The organism is Pseudomonas sp. SDO524_S393 (genome assembly GCF_054071875.1).
This window is the reverse complement of sequence record NZ_JBSVVZ010000012.1, coordinates 68,922-86,989: the sequence shown is the minus strand read 5'-3', so window position 1 is coordinate 86,989 and position 18,068 is coordinate 68,922. Positions and strand designations below refer to the sequence as shown.

The following is an 18,068-nucleotide window of genomic DNA, read 5'->3' as shown; positions in this document are numbered from 1 at the left end:
CCGCCACAACCCGCTCTAGGCCGCAATTGCATCGGGTTTTGGGTAGGCTGTAAGGACAGAAACGGGCCCCGGTTATGCCCCCTAAATTTGCCCTAAGCAAGGTGCTGCAGCAATTACAGTTTAAGGCTCTCCAAATGGCCGTAACGTCAAATGATTCCCAACACGCCTTCGCTAGTTCCGGCCCATAGGGTGGAAAAAGCCGCTTGGTGTGGATGACCTTTAGCCCTTCCAATTGCAGAAATGCCACTGTTGGCAACATATCCTCATCTGCGCTCGCTATAACAGCAGTATCAATGCTAACCCGCACACACAGCGGGATGAGATCAGTAATCAAGAGAATGCCAACCTATTTTTCAATCGTAGCAACGATCGGCTGCGCATAGGCTTGATGCAAGGTCTCAAGGAGCTATAGTGGCATTATGTCCCCCTTCAGCCTCCTCTATGATGTTAGTGATATGCTTCAAACAGGAGGGGTCGCCTGAGTTGTGGCCTTTTCGTCAGCAGCAAACGAAAATTGCGCCCTGGATAAAGCACCAACAAACTGCGTAACGCTCATAAAGACCGGTTGAACGGAAGTACATAATGCCTAGCTATGATTTCAAACAGCTTTCCCCTAACGACTTCGAGGAGCTTGCTCGAGATCTCATCCAGGCACGAGATCGGATTACACTTGAATCATTCAAGTCCGGAAGAGATGGGGGAATTGATTTTCGTACCGCGCGCGCGCCTCTAAATATAATAGTACAGTGCAAACACTATAGCGGTACAGGATTTTCCGGACTTTTAAGCAGTCTTAACAAAGAGCGTATAAAAGCCCAAAAACTAAACCCCGCACGCTACATCTTAGTGACCTCGGTGGGGTTAACCCCAGACAACAAAGAAAAAATTGCACAACTGTTTGGCCCTACACTATCAATGGCCGACATAATTGGCCAGGATGACCTAAACAACCTCCTTACTCTTTATCCAAATGTAGAGCTAACACACTACAAACTTTGGCTCGCAAGCAAAGTTGTTCTAGATCGAGTCCTCCACAACGCCTCTATTACTCAAAGCGAGCTCGATGTTCAACGTGTGCACAGAGACATACAGCGCTACGTAAGTAGTGCCGCTTTGCCCAGAGCGCTGAACATGCTAGAGAACGAGCGTGTTTCAATCATTTCAGGCGCACCGGGAGTTGGTAAAACCAGCCTAGCTAAAATGCTGCTTTTCAATTACCTTGAGAAGGGATACGAAGTTGTATCCATCGTTGATAGCTTCCGCACTGGACGAGAACGACATCAGCAGGGAAAAAAGCAGATTTTTTATTATGACGATTTTATCGGCGCCACGTTCCTAGGGGAAAGCGGATCGTCTTTCACACGGAACGAAGATAGAGAGATCCTCGATTTCATCGAATTGGTACAGAGCTCTCCTTATTCACGACTTATCCTAACCACCCGCGAACATATTCTCAGGCAAGCGATCACCATCTCAGAAAAACTAAAGCACTCCACAATTATTGATAAGCACTGCATACTTGAAATATCGGACTACACTCAACAACAACGCGCCCTAATTTTATATAATCACATCTATTTCAGTGACCTACCAAAAAGTTATATATCGGCCTTGTTGAAGAATCGTTTCTACGCAGCCATCGTGCAACATGCAAAATTCAATCCTCGACTAATTGAATGGCTTTCATCATTTCGTCGCCTTAAATCAGTTCCTGCTGATCAATACCAAGATTTTATTACAAGCTTATTAGCCAACCCTGCGGAAATCTGGTCTCACGCGTACGAAAGTCAAATTAGTGACGCAGCCAGAAGCATGTTGTTGGCGCTGTATTTATGCGGGGGGAAAACAACTCTAAAAAATTTGGGGAAAGCATACAACTCCTTACATTCCCGCAGGTCACAGCGTTATGGATTTCGTACCCAGCCGTCTGATTGGCGCAAGGCACTAGCGGAGCTGAACGGTTCTTTCATTCGTCCAGGCGACAATTTTGAATTTATCAACCCCTCCGTTGTTGATATGTTGAACGAAGTTGTTAGGCTAGACTTTTCCAACTTGATCGATCTGATAGATGCCGCATATAGCTTCCCCCAAATTCGACGTATTTGGATATTTTCCCATACGCAAGAAAGCACCGAGATTATGGACTGCCTAGTGCGCGAATCCGATCATCTAGCGCAAGCATTGAAAAGATTGTTCCCCACTCCTATGATTGCTGAATGCAATGCAGGCTTCTCTCCTTATGCCTCGAATTCCCTAGAATCACAAACCGATATTATACTGCAGATAGCAACATCCATACCCACCCCGCGCATGCAAGCAATCGCACTTGAAGCCCTTAAAACTCTTACTAATTCCTGGGAACGATCCAGTCCAAACGTCATAAGTGGAGCAGCCGTATTTAAAAGGCTGCACGAAAGCAAATCAATTTCAGTCAAAGATAAAGATTTTTTCCTGAATTATATCATTGATGCGCTAATTGGCCACTCTTTGAGCGAGCCTCGCTCGGACGAACTATGCTCACTCTTAAGCATCAAGAATAAACTTCCTAGTTCCTCGCGGTCCGAGCTACTAGCAAGCGCGATAGAACAGTTTTTAGAGGAGGGCTTCACAGAAGAATTATCCAACCTCAGCTCGCTATCAGAGTGCGAGTCCTTTGAACAAGACTTACTTACCTTAAGTGAAGCAATAGAGGTCGACATCACTACAGAGCGTGAATACATTGCGGAGAAAATCGGTGAAATTGAGGCATATAACGCTGAACAATCCGATCATGAATATGAGAGTTGGAGGGAGAGCAGAGGCTTACACCATGACGCAGGGTATTCCATTGACGAATTATTCAACACATTGAGCAGCTCCGATCAGTAAAACTCTGAAACGCCCCTGATTTCATAGACACTGCCATGCATTTGTGATTGGCGGACTGATATTGGCTGCTAAAGCTGGCGACAGACTGCTTATGGCCGATTACTGCCGTTCGCGACCGGCAGCTTTTGGCCGATTGCTGCCCCTCACGACAGGCAGCAATCGGCCCAAAGCTGCCAGTCGCAAGTGACACGAAAGGCAACTAATGGAAGATTATTGGTATTTAGAAAAATAAGCGGGCATTTATGCCTTCCATCTTTACGTCGGTGGATTATCTACAACTATAGCCTTACCCATGTCTAATGTTTTACGTTGCGCTTGTTTAACTTTTTCTGCAGCGGTAGACGCGGCTATAACATCCGAAATAATTCGCGTAGCTAAGGCCCAGCCATCAAGGTCCTTGTAGGAGTTTTGTACAGTCCTACTAGATACAACGATTGCCTGTGTATAGCTAGATTCCAGATCATTGATTTGCTGTGTCAGGGCCTCGATGATTTCATTTTGCTCGTCAGAAGCTGGTAGCAATTTCAGCTTTGAAATATTGGCTCTTAGCAAACTTATTTGGGAAGGTGTATCTTTTGTCTCACCTGAACTGTTAGTTTTTCCAGCAGAGAGCGCATCGGTCAGTGTCTTTACGAATTCGCCCATTTCGTCTGCGCCACCGCAAAGACGATTAAAGATGCTCAAGAATTGCTTCACTACCGCATTATCACTGTAATCAGGATAGCGGACGTCATGATCGATTTCAGCCCAGCCCTCCTCGAAAATTGTTCGGACCTGAAGTTCTGAATAAGTAGTTTCCTTGAAAGGCGTGGTCTGGATGATGTAATGCACCGATCGGTATGCATCGGCGTGCTCCTGTACAATGAATCCCTTGTCCTCCATGGCCGACTTAGAGTCACCTAGGCGTATGTATGCAGTGGGACCTTCTAGAAGATTGAGCGTTTTCCTGATTTCGTCGTCAATGGAGAACATACCGCTTTTATAAAGATGCAGTGCCCTCAGACCTATGAGGTCTTGAATAATTGAGCGGTAGTTCATCGCATCAATGTTTTTGTATTTAATATTTCCGCTCTCTTGCTTTCTGATGACTTTCGAAATCAAGTGTGATGCGTCTTTTATTCTCCAGCGCACCGAGTGGACGTCTGAAATTTTCTGAATGGTGGAGGCCAGAAGTGTTGCCGTGTGCTCCAATGCTGGTGTTTGTAGTACGTGATCGTCGTATATCTCTGTGAGTGTGGATACCTTCAGATTATATTGCGCAAGCTTGTCTGCGGTCGTGTTGTAGAAAGCATAGAATTCTTTGTTGTCTTGAGGTCTCATTAAGCTCTAACGTCCATTTATAGTTAGCTTGAGTGCGTGATAATGCACGTAAATTTCTTCAGAGGTGTGATTATTGACGGAAGGTGTACCCGCTGGCAATCGGTTCTATGCAACAGGCATGCTTTTCCGTTTCGTTCGTTCTTGATTAGAGAAAATTCAACATCAACTCGTGAACTAAGAAAATACATTAATCATACAGATTTTCATACGCCCAGTTGAAACGGATCCACCATTACCCTTGGATGCCTCGGTGAAAGAACACTTGGTATGCTGCTGACCTGCTTATGATGGTCCGCTTTTGGCTGATAGCGGCCAATCGCGAAGGACAGCCTCCAACCCAAATTTGACGCAAAAGACAAGCGCCAAATAACCAATGCATTCAAACATAAAGTAGAGCAATCCACCCAATACCCTGTCAGCACAGCCGTTTCTGATAATAGAATCGGGTATGCCCCGGCGGATAATCTGCCAGGCGTCCGAATTCGGAGTAACCCAGTTTTTGATAAAACCCCGGTGCCTGAAAACTGAAGGTCTCCAGCCAGATACCAATGCAGTGCTTTTTCTTCGCGACTTCTTCCGCCATGTGCATCAACCGCTCTCCGAGACCCTGACCCCGCATCGACTCGGGAACACTGACAAGATCGATGAGTAGCCATCGATAAGAGACCTTGCCATACAGTCCACCAATGACTTCATCGCTATTGGGGTCTCGTAGCAACAACGCAAAGGTTTCATGGGCATCGTCCCCACCCTTGGACTGGTTATGGGCCAGCAGCGGGTTCAAGATTCCTGACCTCTCTGCTTCGGTCACATTTGTCGAAAGCTGGATTTCCAAAGGCATGGCGCTCTCCCTGAGCGATAAATCATCGAGACAGCAAACTAGCGCATTTCTGGTGTCGACAAGTGGGTCAGCAAACGCTCATGGGGCAACGCTTGTGCAACTTCCCCTGAAGACTATTCAAACAACGAAAACCTCCAGGCTGCCAGAGCCGGTTGGCTCACAATCTCCCCGCACGCGGCGCTTCAACGTCGAGCAACAGCGCGTCGGTTGCGCGACCAAAATGATCAGTCAGAAAATCCAGCAACACCCGTACCCGGGGAGCCCGGTAGCGATTGCCGTGCAGCACCGCATAGACGCCGGCCTCACGCACACAAAACTCCGGCAACAGGACTTTCAGCCGTCCAGCACGGATATCGGAAGCCGCATCCCAAATGGTCTTGCGGGCGATGCCGTGTCCGGCCAACGCCCAGGCGCGAGCGAGCGCGCCATCGTTGGTTTCCCAGGCTTGGTTCATGGGCACGGTGTGGTTCCATTCCTGACCGTCCACGGTGAAGTGAAAGGTGTTCAAGGGGCCAGCGGACGTTACCAGCACGATGAACGTGTGATGATCCAGGTCGGCAGGTGTTTGAGGCTCGCCGTATCGCGCCAGGTAATCGGGCGAGGCGCACAGCACCCGCCAATTGGGCGCCAGTTGCCTGGCGATCATCGAGCTGTCCTGGGGTTGCCCAAACCGGATAGCCAGATCGACATCATCCTGCATCAGGTTCGACACCGAATCCGACAACGTCAGCGCCACGCGCAACTGCGGATGCAACTTGCTGAATGCCTCAAGCCAATCGTTCAAAAGGTTGCGGCCAAAATCAGCCGACGCGGATATCCGCACCTTGCCCCGCACTTCTGTTTGACTGGCTTGAAGCCCGGCTTCGGCCTCATCGATCGCCCGCAAGGCGACCCAGCACTGCTGCAAGTAAAACCGGCCTTCTTCCGTGAGACGCAGCTGGCGCGTGGTGCGATCAAACAACTTGGTGCGCAACGCCGCCTCCAGCTTGATCAGCCGCGCGCTGGCCGCAGCAGGCGACAGCGCCAGTTTGCGTCCCGCAGCAGACAAACTGCCGAGTGCTGCCGCCTCGACGAACAAACGCATATCACCCAATCGGTCAGTGGCCATATTCAATTTAGTTTTGATAATTCTTCAAAGAGTAGGCTAATTATCAAAACCATTGCAATTCCCCACACTGGTGCCTCCTATCCCGTTGAGCACAGGTCATGAACGGCGAATCGCAACTTGAAAATAGCGTTTTAACCCCACCCGGCGAGAGCGAACATCGCTCCACCGCACGCCTGCCACTGGCGGCTTTGCTGGCCCTGACCCTGGGCAGCTTCATCGCCACCGCCAACGAAACCGTCCCCGCAGGGCTGCTGCCGCAAATCGCCGAGGCATTCGGGGTGTCGCAAGCCTGGGCGGGCCAGTTGGTGACCCTGTGCGCACTCGGCTCCGGGTTGGCGGCCATTCCATTGACCCTCGCACTTCAGGGGTGGAGCCGGCGTTTGGTCCTGCTGCTGGCCGTCGCCATGTTTTTTGTGTGCAATGCGGTGACGGCTCTGTCGCCGTGGTTTTCCTTGACGCTGGCTGCGCGCTTCTTCGTCGGTATCGCCACCGGCCTGGCCTGGAGCCTGCTGGCCGGTTACGCCAGACGCCTGGTCGCCCCAACGTTGCACGGCCGTGCCATGGCGCTGGCCATGCTCGGCATCCCACTGGCCTTGGCCTTCGGCGTACCGCTGGGCACCTGGCTCGGCCAGTTTTCAGGCTGGCGTTGGGTGTTCGGCACGCTCTCCGGGCTAAGCCTGCTACTGATGGCCTGGATCTGCCTCAACGTGCCTGACTACCCAGGCCAGCGCTCCGACCGACGCCTGCCGCTGCGCACCGTTTTGCTTACCCCAGGTGTGCGGCCAGTACTGGTGGTGGTCATGCTTTGGATTCTGGCGCACTACACGCTCTATACCTACATTGCTGCGTTCCTGGCCTCCGTCGGGATGGCCGATCAGGTGGAGCGGGGGCTCTTTGCATTCGGCATGGCGGCGCTGGTTGGGCTATGGATTACGGGCGTGTTGATTGACGGCAGGCTTCGGCTCCTGATGTTGCTTAGCCTTGCAGCCTTCACCCTGGTTGCGTTTGCCTTTGGGGTGGGCGGGCTGTCGGTCAGTGCGATTTATCTGGGCATCGTCCTGTGGGGAATGAGTTTTGGTGGTGCGCCTACCTTGTTGCAAACCGCTCTGGCGGATGTTGCCGGGGAGGGGGGTGACATTGCGCAGTCGATGTTGGTGACGGTTTTTAACCTGGCGTTTGCAGGGGGTGGAGTGATTGGCGGGGTAATGTTGGAGTCTTGCGGGGCGGGTGCGATTCCGTGGGTGGTGTTGGGAGTGTTGGTGCCGGGAGGGATGGTTGTTTGGGGAGGGCTAGCCACAAAGGCGGTTAGTGGCTGAAGGCTCCACACCTAATTATTAAATAGACAATAGCAAGGCGTTGACTGGATGGTGGCGGTGTGATATCAGCTTATCCTATCGTTTTATGAGTTTTTAGCTTTTCACTGAGGATGTTATTGAAGAGATAGGCAGTGAAACTGCGATTATAAATATAATAATAGCGAGGTCAGTATGTTGTTTTTCATTAAGGTCAGCGTTTCCGATCATCGATGTTCATCTTTAAAGGTTTAGTGGGAGTGTTATTTTAGACTTTGACTTTGTCTGAATCGGCAGGAAGCCATGAAAAAACTTTTCTATCTCGTCAGCGTGCTCGCCTTTGCAGTGCAGATATCAGGATGTACACAAAACGCCTTCGCTCGTGGAGCGGAGGGGCTTGCCAATGATGCAAGCGCCTACTTCAAGTCCGATAATGATTGGTCGTTGGGTGGGCTATCAACTACGGTAGTTGCTATATACCCAGTCGTGGGGAAACCTGTACTGGAACCCAATTCAATTGTGGATTACGGTAAGGTAAAAGTTGCTCCTGGGGTATACGGTGTTGCATTGAGAGTTAATTATGGGTATGGCGTAGCCTATCCTTTTGTCAGCGTCGACGCCAAACCTGGCAAGACCTATCTGTTCACAGCCAAACCTGTGATGGACCGAGCCGCTGTCAGGGCTGAGTATAAAGAAACCAATACCTTTGATTGAACCCAGGGAGGGGGCATGAGGCTGAATTTATCATTTCTTGGTTTTGTGTTGCTCGTCGGAACAGCAGGGTGTGTCTCTCAGACTATTCCACTAGTCGAGGACAATAGCGAATCTTCAACCAAGGTTCGCTTTGTTTCTCCGCGAGAGATGGGATGGATTAACCTATACCCTGAGACAGACTGTAATAACGGTGCACTTGTGGTTTTTGACAATCCCGTCGACAACTTTATAGAGTCACTGCGCGCGCGAGCGCCTAAAAGAATTGGAATGATTGATTCTCCCGATCCAAACTCGCGAGAAGCAGCAGAGTACTCGTTCAAAGGCGGTCAAACGCTCAATATTGCTGTCACCCCTTTCCCAGGACGCTGCCTCGGCGGTTTAAGCTTTCGCACTGAGGCAGGGGCGCAATATGAAGTTGTCCTGGTGAGCAATACATCGAGCGGCTGCAAATTCAAGATCAGTCAACTAAGCCTGCTTAATGGTGTGCCGCATCGGGAGCCTGTTAAAAAAATAGCACCACTGATCTGCAAGTAGCGTACGAAAGCTAACCGCCACTACGTACTGCTGCGAGGTGCAAGACAATGAGACCGACTTTATCCAAAAAAGAGTGGACTACAGCTTTCAGTGTCCGGCGATTTCGGTGGTCAAGCCTTGATGACCGTTCCCACGCTCTGCAGGGGAATCAAAGACCCTCTCAAGCATGCCCACCAACCCCTCCGGCCACACCTGTTCCTCCGTGTCCTTCAGTTCCTGAACCGACCACCAGTAATGTTCCGCCATGACTTGGGTCTCGTGTGTCGTCCATTGCGCACTGGAAACGCTCTCGCTCTGCGCGTGCACAACAAAATACTGCTCGACCGCCAATACCTTTTCACCGTCGGGCAGGCGCAATGCAACGTTGCGCTCCGCTACGGGGCCTGTGACGGTGGTGGTCTGAATACCGGTTTCTTCGCGTAGTTCACGCAACGCGGCGGCGTGGAAGGTTTCTCCTGCTTCCAACCCCCCGCCTGGGGTGGCCCAGTAGTTGTCGCCGGCCAAGGCCCCGTTTTTATGCACAAATCTGAATAGCAGGACTTTTCGAGAGGGGCTGATGACGAGCAATCGAGCGGCTTTGCGTTCACGCATGGGATGTTGATCTCCTGTAAGGCGTTGAAGTGTGGAGAGCAATCTCATCCACAGCAACCCCACCCTGCAAGCTGTCACTGGCCGGTAGCTGGCAACCACCATTTCATTCCACGAAACGATCCATTGCCCGGGGCGTCGCTTCTTATCAAAAACAAAGACGTTGATCATTTGGTTCAGCGGGCTAGCCGTACGACGCGGCCAGTTCGGGAACCTCTCAACGTAGTGATAAAGGAGTGATGGTTATGTCTTTTCGGGCCAAGGGTTACCTGGGTGTGTTGTTGGCATTTCTGGTGGGAGCAGGTGAGGCCTGTGCGGCCTCTTCGGGGGCGGCACAGGCCCGGATGGCTTACCGCGATGTGGTGGTGGACGGCGTCAAGATCGCCTATCGCGAGATTGGTGATCCTGAGGCTCCCGCCGTTTTGCTGCTGCATGGCGTGCCGAGCTCTTCGCGGATGTATGACGCCTTGATGCGTCGCCTGGGGGGACGCTTCCACTTGATCGCGCCTGACTACCCGGGCTTTGGCAACAGTGACGCACCCGCTCCGGGCCAGTTCAGCTATACCTTCGATCATTACGCCCAGCTGATGGCGCACTTTACCGATGCCGTGGGCGTCAAGCGCTACGCGCTGTTCATGCAGGACTACGGCGCGCCGGTGGGCATGCGTCTGGCGATGGCCAGGCCGCAGGCGATAACGGCAATGATCTTCCAGAATGGCAACGTGTACAGCGAAGGCCTGGGCAAGATGTGGGAGACCCGCAAGGCGTACTGGGAGAACCGCGCGGCCCATGAGGCTGCGATTCAAACCGCGCATCTTTCGGTGGAGCTGACGCGGGCGCGCCATATCGGCACCGACCCGGATGTGAGTGCCTACGATCCCGACCTGTGGCACGACGAGGTCGCCTTCCTCAATCGTCCGGGTGAGGCGGCCATCCAGATGGAGCTGATCTACGACTATCGCACCAACATCGCCGCTTACCCGGCATGGCAGGCCTGGTTGCGCAGCCATGCGCCTCGCACGCTGGTGCTGTGGGGCAAGTACGATCCGGCGTTTATCGTCGAGGGGGCCCAGGCGTTCAAGCGCGATCTGCCCACTGCGAGCATCGTGATTCTCGACGCGGGACACTTTGCCATGGACACCCGGCTGGATGAGGTGGTCGAGCGCACGGCCAGCTTCCTGGGCAAGCAGTAAGGCGCTGACGGAGGGGGCATCACTACCACGCGATCTCTGACTTCAGGTACACCCGTCATCGAAGTCGTTACCTATAAAAACCCCGCCTGATCAGCGGGGTTTTTCTTGCTTATCTCGGCGCCACCCACGTTACCTCACTGATCCCGAACTTCTCCGCCCACGGTCGTGTGGTCTTCTTCACCTGCTCATGCCCCACACGCCCTACGCGACTGACGTGGGCAATATCCGCGTCCACGGCTGCCCAGTGCCAGGCTTCGGCGTTGTTCATCAGTTCGGCGCGGACGACGAAGGTTTTCGGTTGACCGTGCAGTTGGTAGTGGATGGTGTAGATTTTCGCGCTGCTCATGTTGCCTCCCTGTCTTGTTATAAATGGAGAGCGCAAGGTTCCAAAAGGTTCAGTCAAAATGACAAGGTGCATACTGTCGCGGCATAGTGGCGCCTTTGCCATGCGCCCAAGGAGTGTGCCATGCCCCATCTGACCCACAGCCGCCTGTACCTGCAACGCCTGGGCTACGACGCGCCGCCACCGCCCACGCTGCAAACTTTGCGGGAGTTGCAGTTGCGCCATGTGTGTACTTTTGCCTTTGAAAACCTGTCGTCGCTGTTGCATTTGCCGGTGCCGCTGGACCTGGCGAGTGTCGAGCAAAAGGTCTTGCTCGATGGGCGCGGCGGTTATTGCTTCGAGCTGAACCAGTTGTTCCTGGCGCTGTTGCAGGAACTGGGCTTCGAGGCGCGCGGCCTGACGGGGTGGGTGGTGATGGGCGGGCCGCCGGACGTGCGCACCGGGCGCACCCATCGCTTGAGCCTGGTGACGCTGGACGGCGTGCACTATGTCACCGACGTCGGTTTTGGCGGCATGGTGCCGAGCAGCCCGTTGCGGCTGGACACCGAGGCGCCCCAGGTGACGGCCCACGAACCGTATCGCCTGACCTTCAACAACGGCCACTACACGCTGTGGGCCCAGGTGGGCGAGGAGTGGCGGTGTCTGTACGTGTTCGACCTGGAGGAACAGGCCGACATCGACTACGAAATCGGCAACTGGTACGTCTCCACTCACCCGCAGTCATCCTTCGTCGGCCAGTTGAAGGCCGCGCTGCTGGCGCCGGGGCGGCGCTATACCCTGGGCAATGCCAACTACGCAGTGCATTACCTGGACCGACCGAGTGACAAGCGCACCCTGAAGCAGGTGGATGAGGTGCTGGCGGTGTTGCGCGATACCCTGGGGATTCGCTTGCCGCAGCATCCCGGGCTGCATGACGCGCTGGAGCGTTTGCTGCTGGCCTGACAAGCCCCCTTTGTGTCCGCCAAAACCCTCAACGTGGAGCCCTCGCTGCCTTAGTGTGAAAGTCGCTTTCCACACCAATAAGCAGAGAGGGTGGCCATGCGCCGCATTGTCTTGTCGCTGGCCGTTTTCGGCCTGCTGAGCGCCTGTGACGACACCACGAAACACGCCCCCGGACCCGCCACGGCGGTCAGCGCCATGCCCACGGATGCGGCGTTGGCGCAGGTGTACGACACCAGTTGCAAGCTGTGCCACGCCAACCCGGCCTCCGGTGCGCCGCTGACCGGCGACCGTACCGCGTGGAGCCCGCGCGTGGCCCAGGGCGCGGACACCCTGCTGGATCACAGCATCAACGGCTACAACGGCATGCCGCCGATGGGCCTGTGCATGCAGTGTTCCGAGGAGCAGTTTGTGGCGCTGATCAGCTTTATGGCCGGTGTTTCCATCCAACCATAAGAAAGGGGAGAGGGCGGATGACGCTTTCACGGCGGCAACTGTTGCAGCGTAGCGGCTTGGCCGGGGCTTTCCTGGCGTTGGCCAGCAACCCGGTGCTGGCCCAATTGGCCCGGGCGCCACGCTTGATTCCCTGGCGCAACTGGTCGGGGGCACAAACCTGCCTGCCTCTGGCGCGTCTGGCACCGAAGAACCTGGATGAACTGGTGCAGGCGATCCGCCAGGCGCCGGGGCAGATTCGCCCCGTGGGTTCGGCGCATTCTTTCAGCGCCTTGGTGCCCACCGACGGCACCTTGTTGTCGCTGAGTTACTTCAACGGACTGCTCGACCATGACCCGGCCAGCCTGCAAGCCACCTTCGCCGCCGGCACGCCGATGTCGCGCATGGGGCCGGCGCTGAAAGCGGTGGGCCAGGCGCTGCCGAACATGGCGGACATCGATTACCAGACCCTGGCCGGCGCGATTTCCACCTCTACCCACGGCACGGGCGTGGGGTTTACCTCGTATTCCGGTTGTGTCACCGGCCTGCAACTGGTGACCGCCACCGGCGAGGTGCTGGACTGCGACGCCCAGCGCCACCCCGCGGTATTCAACGCGGCGCGGGTGTCCCTCGGCGCGTTGGGGGTGGCCACGCAGATCCGCTCGCAGAACCGCACGCCGTATCGCCTGCGCGAACGCCAGTGGATCGCCAGGACCGAAGAGCTGCTGGAGGAAGTCGACAAGCACACCCGGGAAAACCAGCACTGGGAAATGCTGGTGGTGACCCATTCCGACTACGCCCTGGCCATCGCACTTAACGAAACCGGCGACCCCGAAACGCCACCGGTCGACCCGGCGGAAGCGGGCGGCAATGAGTTTGTGTCGATCATCGAAAAGCTCGACAAATACGCCAGCGACTTTCCCGACACCCGGCGCACCTTGCTCAACAGCCTGCGCTTTTTCGCCAGCTTCGAGGACCGGGTGGCCGAGTCGTTCCAGGTGTATGCCAACGTGCGCAATGTGCGTTTCAACGAGATGGAATATTCCGTGCCCGCCGAGCAGGGCCCGGCGTGCCTGCGCGAGATCCTCAAACTGATCACCGACAAGGACCTGCGCACCTGGTTTCCCATCGAGTACCGCTACGTCAAGGCCGACGACATTCCCCTGAGCATGTTCGAGGGGCGCGACAGTTGCTCGATCTCCGTGCACCAGCACTACGCCATGGACCACCATAATTTCTTCGCCGCCGTGGAGCCGATTTTCTGGAAGTACGCCGGGCGCCCGCACTGGGGCAAGTTGCACAGCCTCAACGCCCGTACGTTGCAGCCGCTGTACCCGCGTTGGGACGAATTCGCCCGCGTGCGCCGCGAGCTCGACCCTGGCGGCAAATTCCTCAACGCGCACCTGGCATCCATCCTGGGGGTGGTCTGATGAAACGCCGACATTTCGTAGTGGGCGCCGGGGCGTTGCTGGTCGCCGGGGCGTGGGGCTTGCGTCCGAGTGATCGCGGCGGGCCGTACAGCGACTATTTCCGCAGCCTCAACGCCGAGCTCAAGGCCCATGGGCCGATGCGTCCGGTGATGCTGATCGACCTCGATCGCCTGGATCACAACATCGATGTGGTGATGCAGTCGGTCAAGCGCGGCGGCAAGCACCTGCGGCTGGTGGAAAAGTCGCTGCCGTCGCCGGGCTTGTTGGCGTATATCGCCCAGCGGGCGGGAACGCAGCGCCTGATGTCGTTTCACCAGCCGTTCCTGAACCATGATGCTCAGGTGTTTCCCGAGGCCGATATCCTGTTGGGCAAGCCGCTGCCGGTGCGCTCGGCAGAGATTTTCTACCAGGCCCATAAAGGACCGTTCGACCCGTCGCGCCAGTTGCAATGGTTGCTGGATACGCCGGAGCGGTTGCAACAGTACTTGGCGCTGGCCCAGGGCTTGGGTACGCGGTTGCGGGTCAATATCGAGCTGGATGTGGGGCTGCACCGTGGTGGAGTCAGTGATAACGCGGTGCTGGGGCAGATGCTCACGCTGATCGGCACGCACCCGCAGCACCTGGAGTTTGCCGGTTTCATGGGCTATGACCCGTTCGTGGGTATGGGCGTGCCGGGGATTCTTGGCTCGCCCCAAGCGTTGTTCGAACAGGTGATGCAGCGCTACAACGGGCATGTGGATTTCGTCCGACAGCAGTTCGCGGGGCTGTGGCGCGACGGGCTGACGCTGAACACGGCGGGCAGCCCGAGTTACCGCATCCATGAGCAGGAACGCCTCAGCAGTGAGGTCTCGGTGGGTACGGCGCTGCTCAAGCCCACCCATTACGATCTGCCGTCCCTGAGCGAGCACGTGCCGGCGGCGTTTATCGCCACGCCCGTGTTGAAAAGCACCGGGCCGGTGAACATCCCGGCGCTGGACGGCAAGTCGCGGATGTTTTCGTGGTGGGATCCGAACCAGCGCGGCACCTACTTTATTTACGGCGGTAACTGGCTGGCGGAATTCGAATCGCCCCAGGGGCTGCAAAGCAACGACCTGTATGGGCGCAGTTCCAACCAGGAAATGGTCAATGGCTCGCCGGCAGTAGGCTTGAACGTCGAAGACCAGGTATTCCTGCGCCCGACCCAGAGCGAATTCGTGCTGTTGCAGTTCGGTGATTTGCTGGCGGTGCGGGCTGGCAAGATCGTCGAGCGCTGGCCGGTGTATAGCTGACAAAGCGGGTTTAACAGCAGCGCCGGGGCGCGCAGCGGCCCTGAAACCAGATACCTCGGTGTGCCTGGGGAAGCGCGGTGGTCTTATTGGGGCCGCTGCGCAGCCCGGCGCAGGGCAAGCCTGCTCACTACAAAGTCCGCGTGGGTTTAGAGGGCAAAGGGGATGGTGAGCTTGGCCCATAACATGTCGCCTTCGGGGCGGTTTTTCACGTCGAATTCCTTGGCCCAGCGGATTTCTGCGCTGGCGTATTTGAGGAAGGTGAAATACACCGCAGGGCCTATGGCGAACACTTGGCCGCGTACGCCGTCGTCCACATCCTCGCCGAAGATATTGGTGACGGTGCGCCCGAACTGTTTGTCGTCGGTGGTCTGTTTGAGGTAGTAGCCGTTGAGCCCCAGGCTCAGGTTGTCGGTCACTTTGTAGCTGGCCGAGTAGTCGAAGTGGAAGATCTGCCCGGAGCGGTAGTCGGTGTCGTGGTTTTCTTCGTTGAAGCTGTAGGTGGCTTTGATCGACAGCTCGGTGCGGTCGGTGGGCAGCCAGGTCGCCGAGACCAGCGGTTTGTAGGTGTAGAAGTTGTTGCTGGTGTTGGCCAGGCGTGCGGCATCGTATTCGCCGGTGGGCAGGGTGATTTCCACGGCGGCGGCCAGGGTCAGGTCGGGGCCCATGTCCCACAGGATGATCGGCGCCAGCGTCGTGTCGCCCATGCTTTCGCGGGTATCGGACATGCCGAACAGCGACACCTGTTGCTTGAGGTAAGGCTGGGCGATATAGCCGCCCAGGCGCCCGCCGAAAATGCGTACGGGGCTGAGGTAGTCCAGACGCGGGATGATCGCATCGGATTTGATCCGCACCTCGGAAACCTTGCCGCCCAGGGAGCTGATGTCCAGTTTGCGGGCTTCGTAATGGTTGTAATACAGGTTGAAGGCGAACATGTGGTCCGGCAGGTTGTTCACGTCCAGGGGCAGGGTGTAGAAGCCGTCGGTGCCGGGGCCGATGTTGTCGACGCCGCCTTCGGTGGCCAGCGCCGGCAGGCTGATCAGGCTCAACAGGGCGAGTTGCAGCGGGTGAAGCGCACGGGTGGGGTTCATGTCTGGCCTCTTTAATTATTGTTAGGGCACTGCTGGCCATAGAAATAAGCCTTGAAGGCCGGGCGGGGCAGGGTTTTGGAGGACAGATAGGGGGACTTTGCCGGACAGTTTTCACTCAGGGTGCAGCGACTCTTGCAAGCGCCTATGATTGTCAGAATGTTTCTAAAACAAGAACTGATGCACTCAGTCAGGAAGCCGTGATCCATGCAAAGGAAAGCCGTTGACCCGCATTTCGAGCTGGCGCTTGTGTCGCCGTTTCTGCTGCAAACCCTCGGGCAGGTGGTGGCGCAAAAGGGCGCCAGTGCCGAAGCGCTGTGCCGGGGCCTGGGATTTACCCTGGCCGATCTGGATGACCCGGCCCAGCGCATTTCCTATCGCCAGGCCGTGGCGATGATCCAGCGCGCGCTCAAGGCCTTGCCCGATCAGGGGCTGGGGCTGTGGGTGGGCAATCAAAATGTGCTGGGTACCCTGGGGTTGCTCGGCCATGTGATTTCCCTGTGCAAGACCTTGCGCGATGCCTTCGCCATTGGCGAGCGTCATCAGCACACCTCCGGCGGCATCGCCACCACGCGTACCCATGAACACGGCCCGGAAGTGTTTATCGACGTCGAATGCCTGCTGCCCTATGCCGAGGTACAGGTGTTTGCCGCCGAAGAGTTTTTCGCCAGCCTGATGGTCTACGGGCGCGCGCTGGTCGGGCCGGGTTTCATGCCGCTGCGGGTGGAGTTCGTGCACGCCGCGCCGCCGTATCAGGCGGAGTACGCGCGCTTGTTCGGCGCCGATGTGCGTTTTGGTTGTCTGCACAATCGCATGGTGCTGGCGTCCCATTGGCTGGATGTGTGTCTGCCCAATCACCATGCGCTGGCGTTGCGCCAGGCGTTGGAATTGCTGGAGCTGGAAAGCGCCCAGTTGCATCAGAAGATGGACCTGATCCAGGCGGTGGAGCGGGCCATCGCCCGTGACTTGCAGGGTAGCCAGTTGGAAAAGGTCGCCGGCGACCTGAACATGAGCGGCCGCACCCTGCGCCGGCGCCTCACCGAACACGGCCTGACCTTCGAAGCGCTGCTGGAGCAGGTGCGGCGTGCGCGAACCATGGGCTTGCTGGGCAATCCGGGGCTGTCCATCGAGCGGATCACCGAGGAGGTCGGCTACCGCGATGTGCGCAGTTTTCGGCGGGCGTTCAAGCGCTGGACGGGGGTCAGCCCCAGTACGTTTCGCGGTGAAGGCGGCGGGGTGGCGTAATCCTTCGGGTGATCCCGTCAGGAGGCCGATCCAGAGCGGTTGTCAGGAGGCGGACGAACTTTGGGGCCGAGCGCGCAAAGGTTTGCTTTTTGGCGAATCAAAAAGCGCGCCGATCGCCTGACGCGCCCGGGACAAGCGACTCATGATGGTCCCGATCGGCAGGTCGAGCATTTCGGCGGCTTCCTTGTAGCTGAAGCGTTCGACCCCCACCAGCAGCATGACTTCGCGCTGGCCTTCGGGGAGTTTTTCCACCGCTTCGATGATCTGCCGGTGCATCAGGTCGGACTCCGGGTTGGGCGCCTCGGGGTCGCTGACGGTTTCCAGGAACTCGTCGTTCCAGTCCATGCGCGAACGGCTGCGTACTTTGCGCGAGCGCAGTTCGTTGATCCAGGTGGAATGGACGATCGAAAACATCCAGCTCAGTACCGACGTGTCGGGCTGCAACTGATGGGAGCGTTCCAGCGCGCGGACACAGGCGAGCTGAACCAGGTCTTCGGCATCGTGCTTGTCGCCGGAAATGCGCAAGGCGAATGCCCACAAGCGGGGCAGCAGTTCCGGGAGCAGTGCGGGTAAGTCAGCACCGGTGATCGACATATTTCCTCTTTTTATTTCTTGTTGCCTAAAATGGTGCGGTCAGGCTACGAGGTCGATACCGTAGCGGATGCCTGTGTCGCGGCGTCCTTTTTGCGTGCTGAGGGTCCTGGGGTCGCAGTGAATTGTATCAAGATGCTGACAAAGTGTATCAATTTGAAAGCTTTTTGAAAGCTTATGCATGTAACAGGCCAGTATTTCTGACAATCGTGTCAGGAAAATTCGCCAGACACTGAGTGAAACATATAAGATTTATTCGACGCTGGGAATATTTTCA

Annotated in this window: 17 protein-coding genes; 10 read left to right on the top strand and 7 right to left on the bottom strand. The window is 56.2% G+C overall.

The window, feature by feature from the left end:
• The first annotated feature begins 582 nt into the window (after positions 1-582).
• Positions 583-2,868, top strand: coding sequence for an nSTAND3 domain-containing NTPase (locus tag ACW9IB_RS07975; RefSeq protein ID WP_457413104.1), 2,286 nt, complete (start codon positions 583-585; stop codon positions 2,866-2,868).
• Positions 2,869-3,123: 255 nt separating this feature from the next.
• On the opposite strand, the gene ACW9IB_RS07970 is transcribed toward ACW9IB_RS07975, so the two are convergent.
• The 3 genes from ACW9IB_RS07970 to ACW9IB_RS07960 form a co-directional block, all read right to left on the bottom strand.
• Entirely contained in the window at positions 3,124-4,188 is a 1,065-nt protein-coding gene (locus ACW9IB_RS07970) for a RelA/SpoT domain-containing protein (RefSeq protein WP_457413102.1), read from the bottom strand.
• A 415-nt stretch (positions 4,189-4,603) separates the two neighbouring features.
• On the bottom strand, positions 4,604-5,029 hold the full coding sequence (locus tag ACW9IB_RS07965) for a GNAT family N-acetyltransferase (protein WP_457413100.1): 426 nt from the start codon (positions 5,027-5,029) through the stop codon (positions 4,604-4,606).
• Positions 5,030-5,186: 157 nt separating this feature from the next.
• Positions 5,187-6,137 (bottom strand): LysR substrate-binding domain-containing protein, encoded by a 951-nt coding sequence (locus ACW9IB_RS07960; protein ID WP_457413099.1) that lies wholly within the window; start codon positions 6,135-6,137, stop codon positions 5,187-5,189.
• Positions 6,138-6,235: 98 nt separating this feature from the next.
• Here ACW9IB_RS07960 and ACW9IB_RS07955 point away from each other — a divergent pair, with 98 nt between their 5' ends.
• The 3 genes from ACW9IB_RS07955 to ACW9IB_RS07945 all read left to right on the top strand — a co-directional run bounded on the left by ACW9IB_RS07955 (position 6,236) and on the right by ACW9IB_RS07945 (position 8,677).
• A complete protein-coding gene (locus ACW9IB_RS07955) occupies positions 6,236-7,453 on the top strand; it encodes an MFS transporter (RefSeq protein WP_457413097.1) in 1,218 nt (405 codons plus the stop codon).
• Between the two features lie 279 nt (positions 7,454-7,732).
• On the top strand, positions 7,733-8,143 hold the full coding sequence (locus tag ACW9IB_RS07950; RefSeq protein ID WP_457413096.1) for a hypothetical protein: 411 nt from the start codon (positions 7,733-7,735) through the stop codon (positions 8,141-8,143).
• A 15-nt stretch (positions 8,144-8,158) separates the two neighbouring features.
• Entirely contained in the window at positions 8,159-8,677 is a 519-nt protein-coding gene (locus ACW9IB_RS07945) for a hypothetical protein (RefSeq protein WP_457413094.1), read from the top strand.
• 87 nt (positions 8,678-8,764) lie between these two features.
• On the opposite strand, the gene ACW9IB_RS07940 is transcribed toward ACW9IB_RS07945, so the two are convergent.
• A complete protein-coding gene (locus tag ACW9IB_RS07940; RefSeq protein ID WP_457413093.1) occupies positions 8,765-9,268 on the bottom strand; it encodes an NUDIX hydrolase in 504 nt (167 codons plus the stop codon).
• 242 nt (positions 9,269-9,510) lie between these two features.
• Here ACW9IB_RS07940 and ACW9IB_RS07935 point away from each other — a divergent pair, with 242 nt between their 5' ends.
• Entirely contained in the window at positions 9,511-10,458 is a 948-nt protein-coding gene (locus tag ACW9IB_RS07935) for an alpha/beta fold hydrolase (protein ID WP_457413091.1), read from the top strand.
• Positions 10,459-10,567: 109 nt separating this feature from the next.
• On the opposite strand, the gene ACW9IB_RS07930 is transcribed toward ACW9IB_RS07935, so the two are convergent.
• On the bottom strand, positions 10,568-10,804 hold the full coding sequence (locus ACW9IB_RS07930; RefSeq protein ID WP_457364174.1) for a DUF6555 family protein: 237 nt from the start codon (positions 10,802-10,804) through the stop codon (positions 10,568-10,570).
• A 120-nt stretch (positions 10,805-10,924) separates the two neighbouring features.
• Here ACW9IB_RS07930 and ACW9IB_RS07925 point away from each other — a divergent pair, with 120 nt between their 5' ends.
• The 4 genes from ACW9IB_RS07925 (at position 10,925) to ACW9IB_RS07910 (ending at position 14,870) form a co-directional block, all read left to right on the top strand.
• On the top strand, positions 10,925-11,743 hold the full coding sequence (locus ACW9IB_RS07925; protein WP_457413090.1) for an arylamine N-acetyltransferase family protein: 819 nt from the start codon (positions 10,925-10,927) through the stop codon (positions 11,741-11,743).
• Between the two features lie 96 nt (positions 11,744-11,839).
• On the top strand, positions 11,840-12,196 hold the full coding sequence (locus ACW9IB_RS07920) for a c-type cytochrome (protein WP_457413089.1): 357 nt from the start codon (positions 11,840-11,842) through the stop codon (positions 12,194-12,196).
• Positions 12,197-12,273: 77 nt separating this feature from the next.
• Positions 12,274-13,602, top strand: a complete 1,329-nt coding sequence (locus ACW9IB_RS07915; RefSeq protein WP_457413121.1) for a D-arabinono-1,4-lactone oxidase — start codon at positions 12,274-12,276, stop codon at positions 13,600-13,602.
• A gap of 59 nt (positions 13,603-13,661) precedes the next feature.
• Positions 13,662-14,870: a DSD1 family PLP-dependent enzyme gene (locus tag ACW9IB_RS07910; RefSeq protein ID WP_457413120.1), complete on the top strand. Its 1,209-nt coding sequence runs from the start codon at positions 13,662-13,664 to the stop codon at positions 14,868-14,870.
• 146 nt (positions 14,871-15,016) lie between these two features.
• Here the strand turns inward: ACW9IB_RS07910 and ACW9IB_RS07905 are convergent, their stop codons facing one another.
• Complete coding sequence (locus tag ACW9IB_RS07905) at positions 15,017-15,958, bottom strand: SphA family protein (RefSeq protein ID WP_457413088.1); 942 nt, start codon at positions 15,956-15,958, stop codon at positions 15,017-15,019.
• 204 nt (positions 15,959-16,162) lie between these two features.
• Between ACW9IB_RS07905 and ACW9IB_RS07900 the strand changes: the two genes are divergently transcribed.
• Positions 16,163-17,200, top strand: coding sequence for an AraC family transcriptional regulator ligand-binding domain-containing protein (locus ACW9IB_RS07900; protein ID WP_457364170.1), 1,038 nt, complete (start codon positions 16,163-16,165; stop codon positions 17,198-17,200).
• Positions 17,201-17,242: 42 nt separating this feature from the next.
• Here the strand turns inward: ACW9IB_RS07900 and ACW9IB_RS07895 are convergent, their stop codons facing one another.
• Positions 17,243-17,794 (bottom strand): RNA polymerase sigma factor, encoded by a 552-nt coding sequence (locus tag ACW9IB_RS07895; RefSeq protein ID WP_457364169.1) that lies wholly within the window; start codon positions 17,792-17,794, stop codon positions 17,243-17,245.
• Between the last annotated feature and the right edge of the window lie 274 nt (positions 17,795-18,068).

What these genes read in the sequence shown, in the direction of transcription:
- ACW9IB_RS07955 (WP_457413097.1), top strand. Translation starts at nt 6,236, where the DNA reads ATGAACGGCGAATCGCAACTTGAAAATAGCGTTTTAACCCCACCCGGC.
- ACW9IB_RS07905 (WP_457413088.1), bottom strand. Translation starts at nt 15,958, where the DNA reads ATGAACCCCACCCGTGCGCTTCACCCGCTGCAACTCGCCCTGTTGAGC.
- ACW9IB_RS07970 (WP_457413102.1), bottom strand. Translation starts at nt 4,188, where the DNA reads ATGAGACCTCAAGACAACAAAGAATTCTATGCTTTCTACAACACGACC.
- ACW9IB_RS07950 (WP_457413096.1), top strand. Translation starts at nt 7,733, where the DNA reads ATGAAAAAACTTTTCTATCTCGTCAGCGTGCTCGCCTTTGCAGTGCAG.
- ACW9IB_RS07895 (WP_457364169.1), bottom strand. Translation starts at nt 17,794, where the DNA reads ATGTCGATCACCGGTGCTGACTTACCCGCACTGCTCCCGGAACTGCTG.
- ACW9IB_RS07975 (WP_457413104.1), top strand. Translation starts at nt 583, where the DNA reads ATGCCTAGCTATGATTTCAAACAGCTTTCCCCTAACGACTTCGAGGAG.
- ACW9IB_RS07930 (WP_457364174.1), bottom strand. Translation starts at nt 10,804, where the DNA reads ATGAGCAGCGCGAAAATCTACACCATCCACTACCAACTGCACGGTCAA.
- ACW9IB_RS07920 (WP_457413089.1), top strand. Translation starts at nt 11,840, where the DNA reads ATGCGCCGCATTGTCTTGTCGCTGGCCGTTTTCGGCCTGCTGAGCGCC.
- ACW9IB_RS07940 (WP_457413093.1), bottom strand. Translation starts at nt 9,268, where the DNA reads ATGCGTGAACGCAAAGCCGCTCGATTGCTCGTCATCAGCCCCTCTCGA.
- ACW9IB_RS07935 (WP_457413091.1), top strand. Translation starts at nt 9,511, where the DNA reads ATGTCTTTTCGGGCCAAGGGTTACCTGGGTGTGTTGTTGGCATTTCTG.
- ACW9IB_RS07925 (WP_457413090.1), top strand. Translation starts at nt 10,925, where the DNA reads ATGCCCCATCTGACCCACAGCCGCCTGTACCTGCAACGCCTGGGCTAC.
- ACW9IB_RS07960 (WP_457413099.1), bottom strand. Translation starts at nt 6,137, where the DNA reads ATGGCCACTGACCGATTGGGTGATATGCGTTTGTTCGTCGAGGCGGCA.
- ACW9IB_RS07965 (WP_457413100.1), bottom strand. Translation starts at nt 5,029, where the DNA reads ATGCCTTTGGAAATCCAGCTTTCGACAAATGTGACCGAAGCAGAGAGG.
- ACW9IB_RS07945 (WP_457413094.1), top strand. Translation starts at nt 8,159, where the DNA reads ATGAGGCTGAATTTATCATTTCTTGGTTTTGTGTTGCTCGTCGGAACA.
- ACW9IB_RS07900 (WP_457364170.1), top strand. Translation starts at nt 16,163, where the DNA reads ATGCAAAGGAAAGCCGTTGACCCGCATTTCGAGCTGGCGCTTGTGTCG.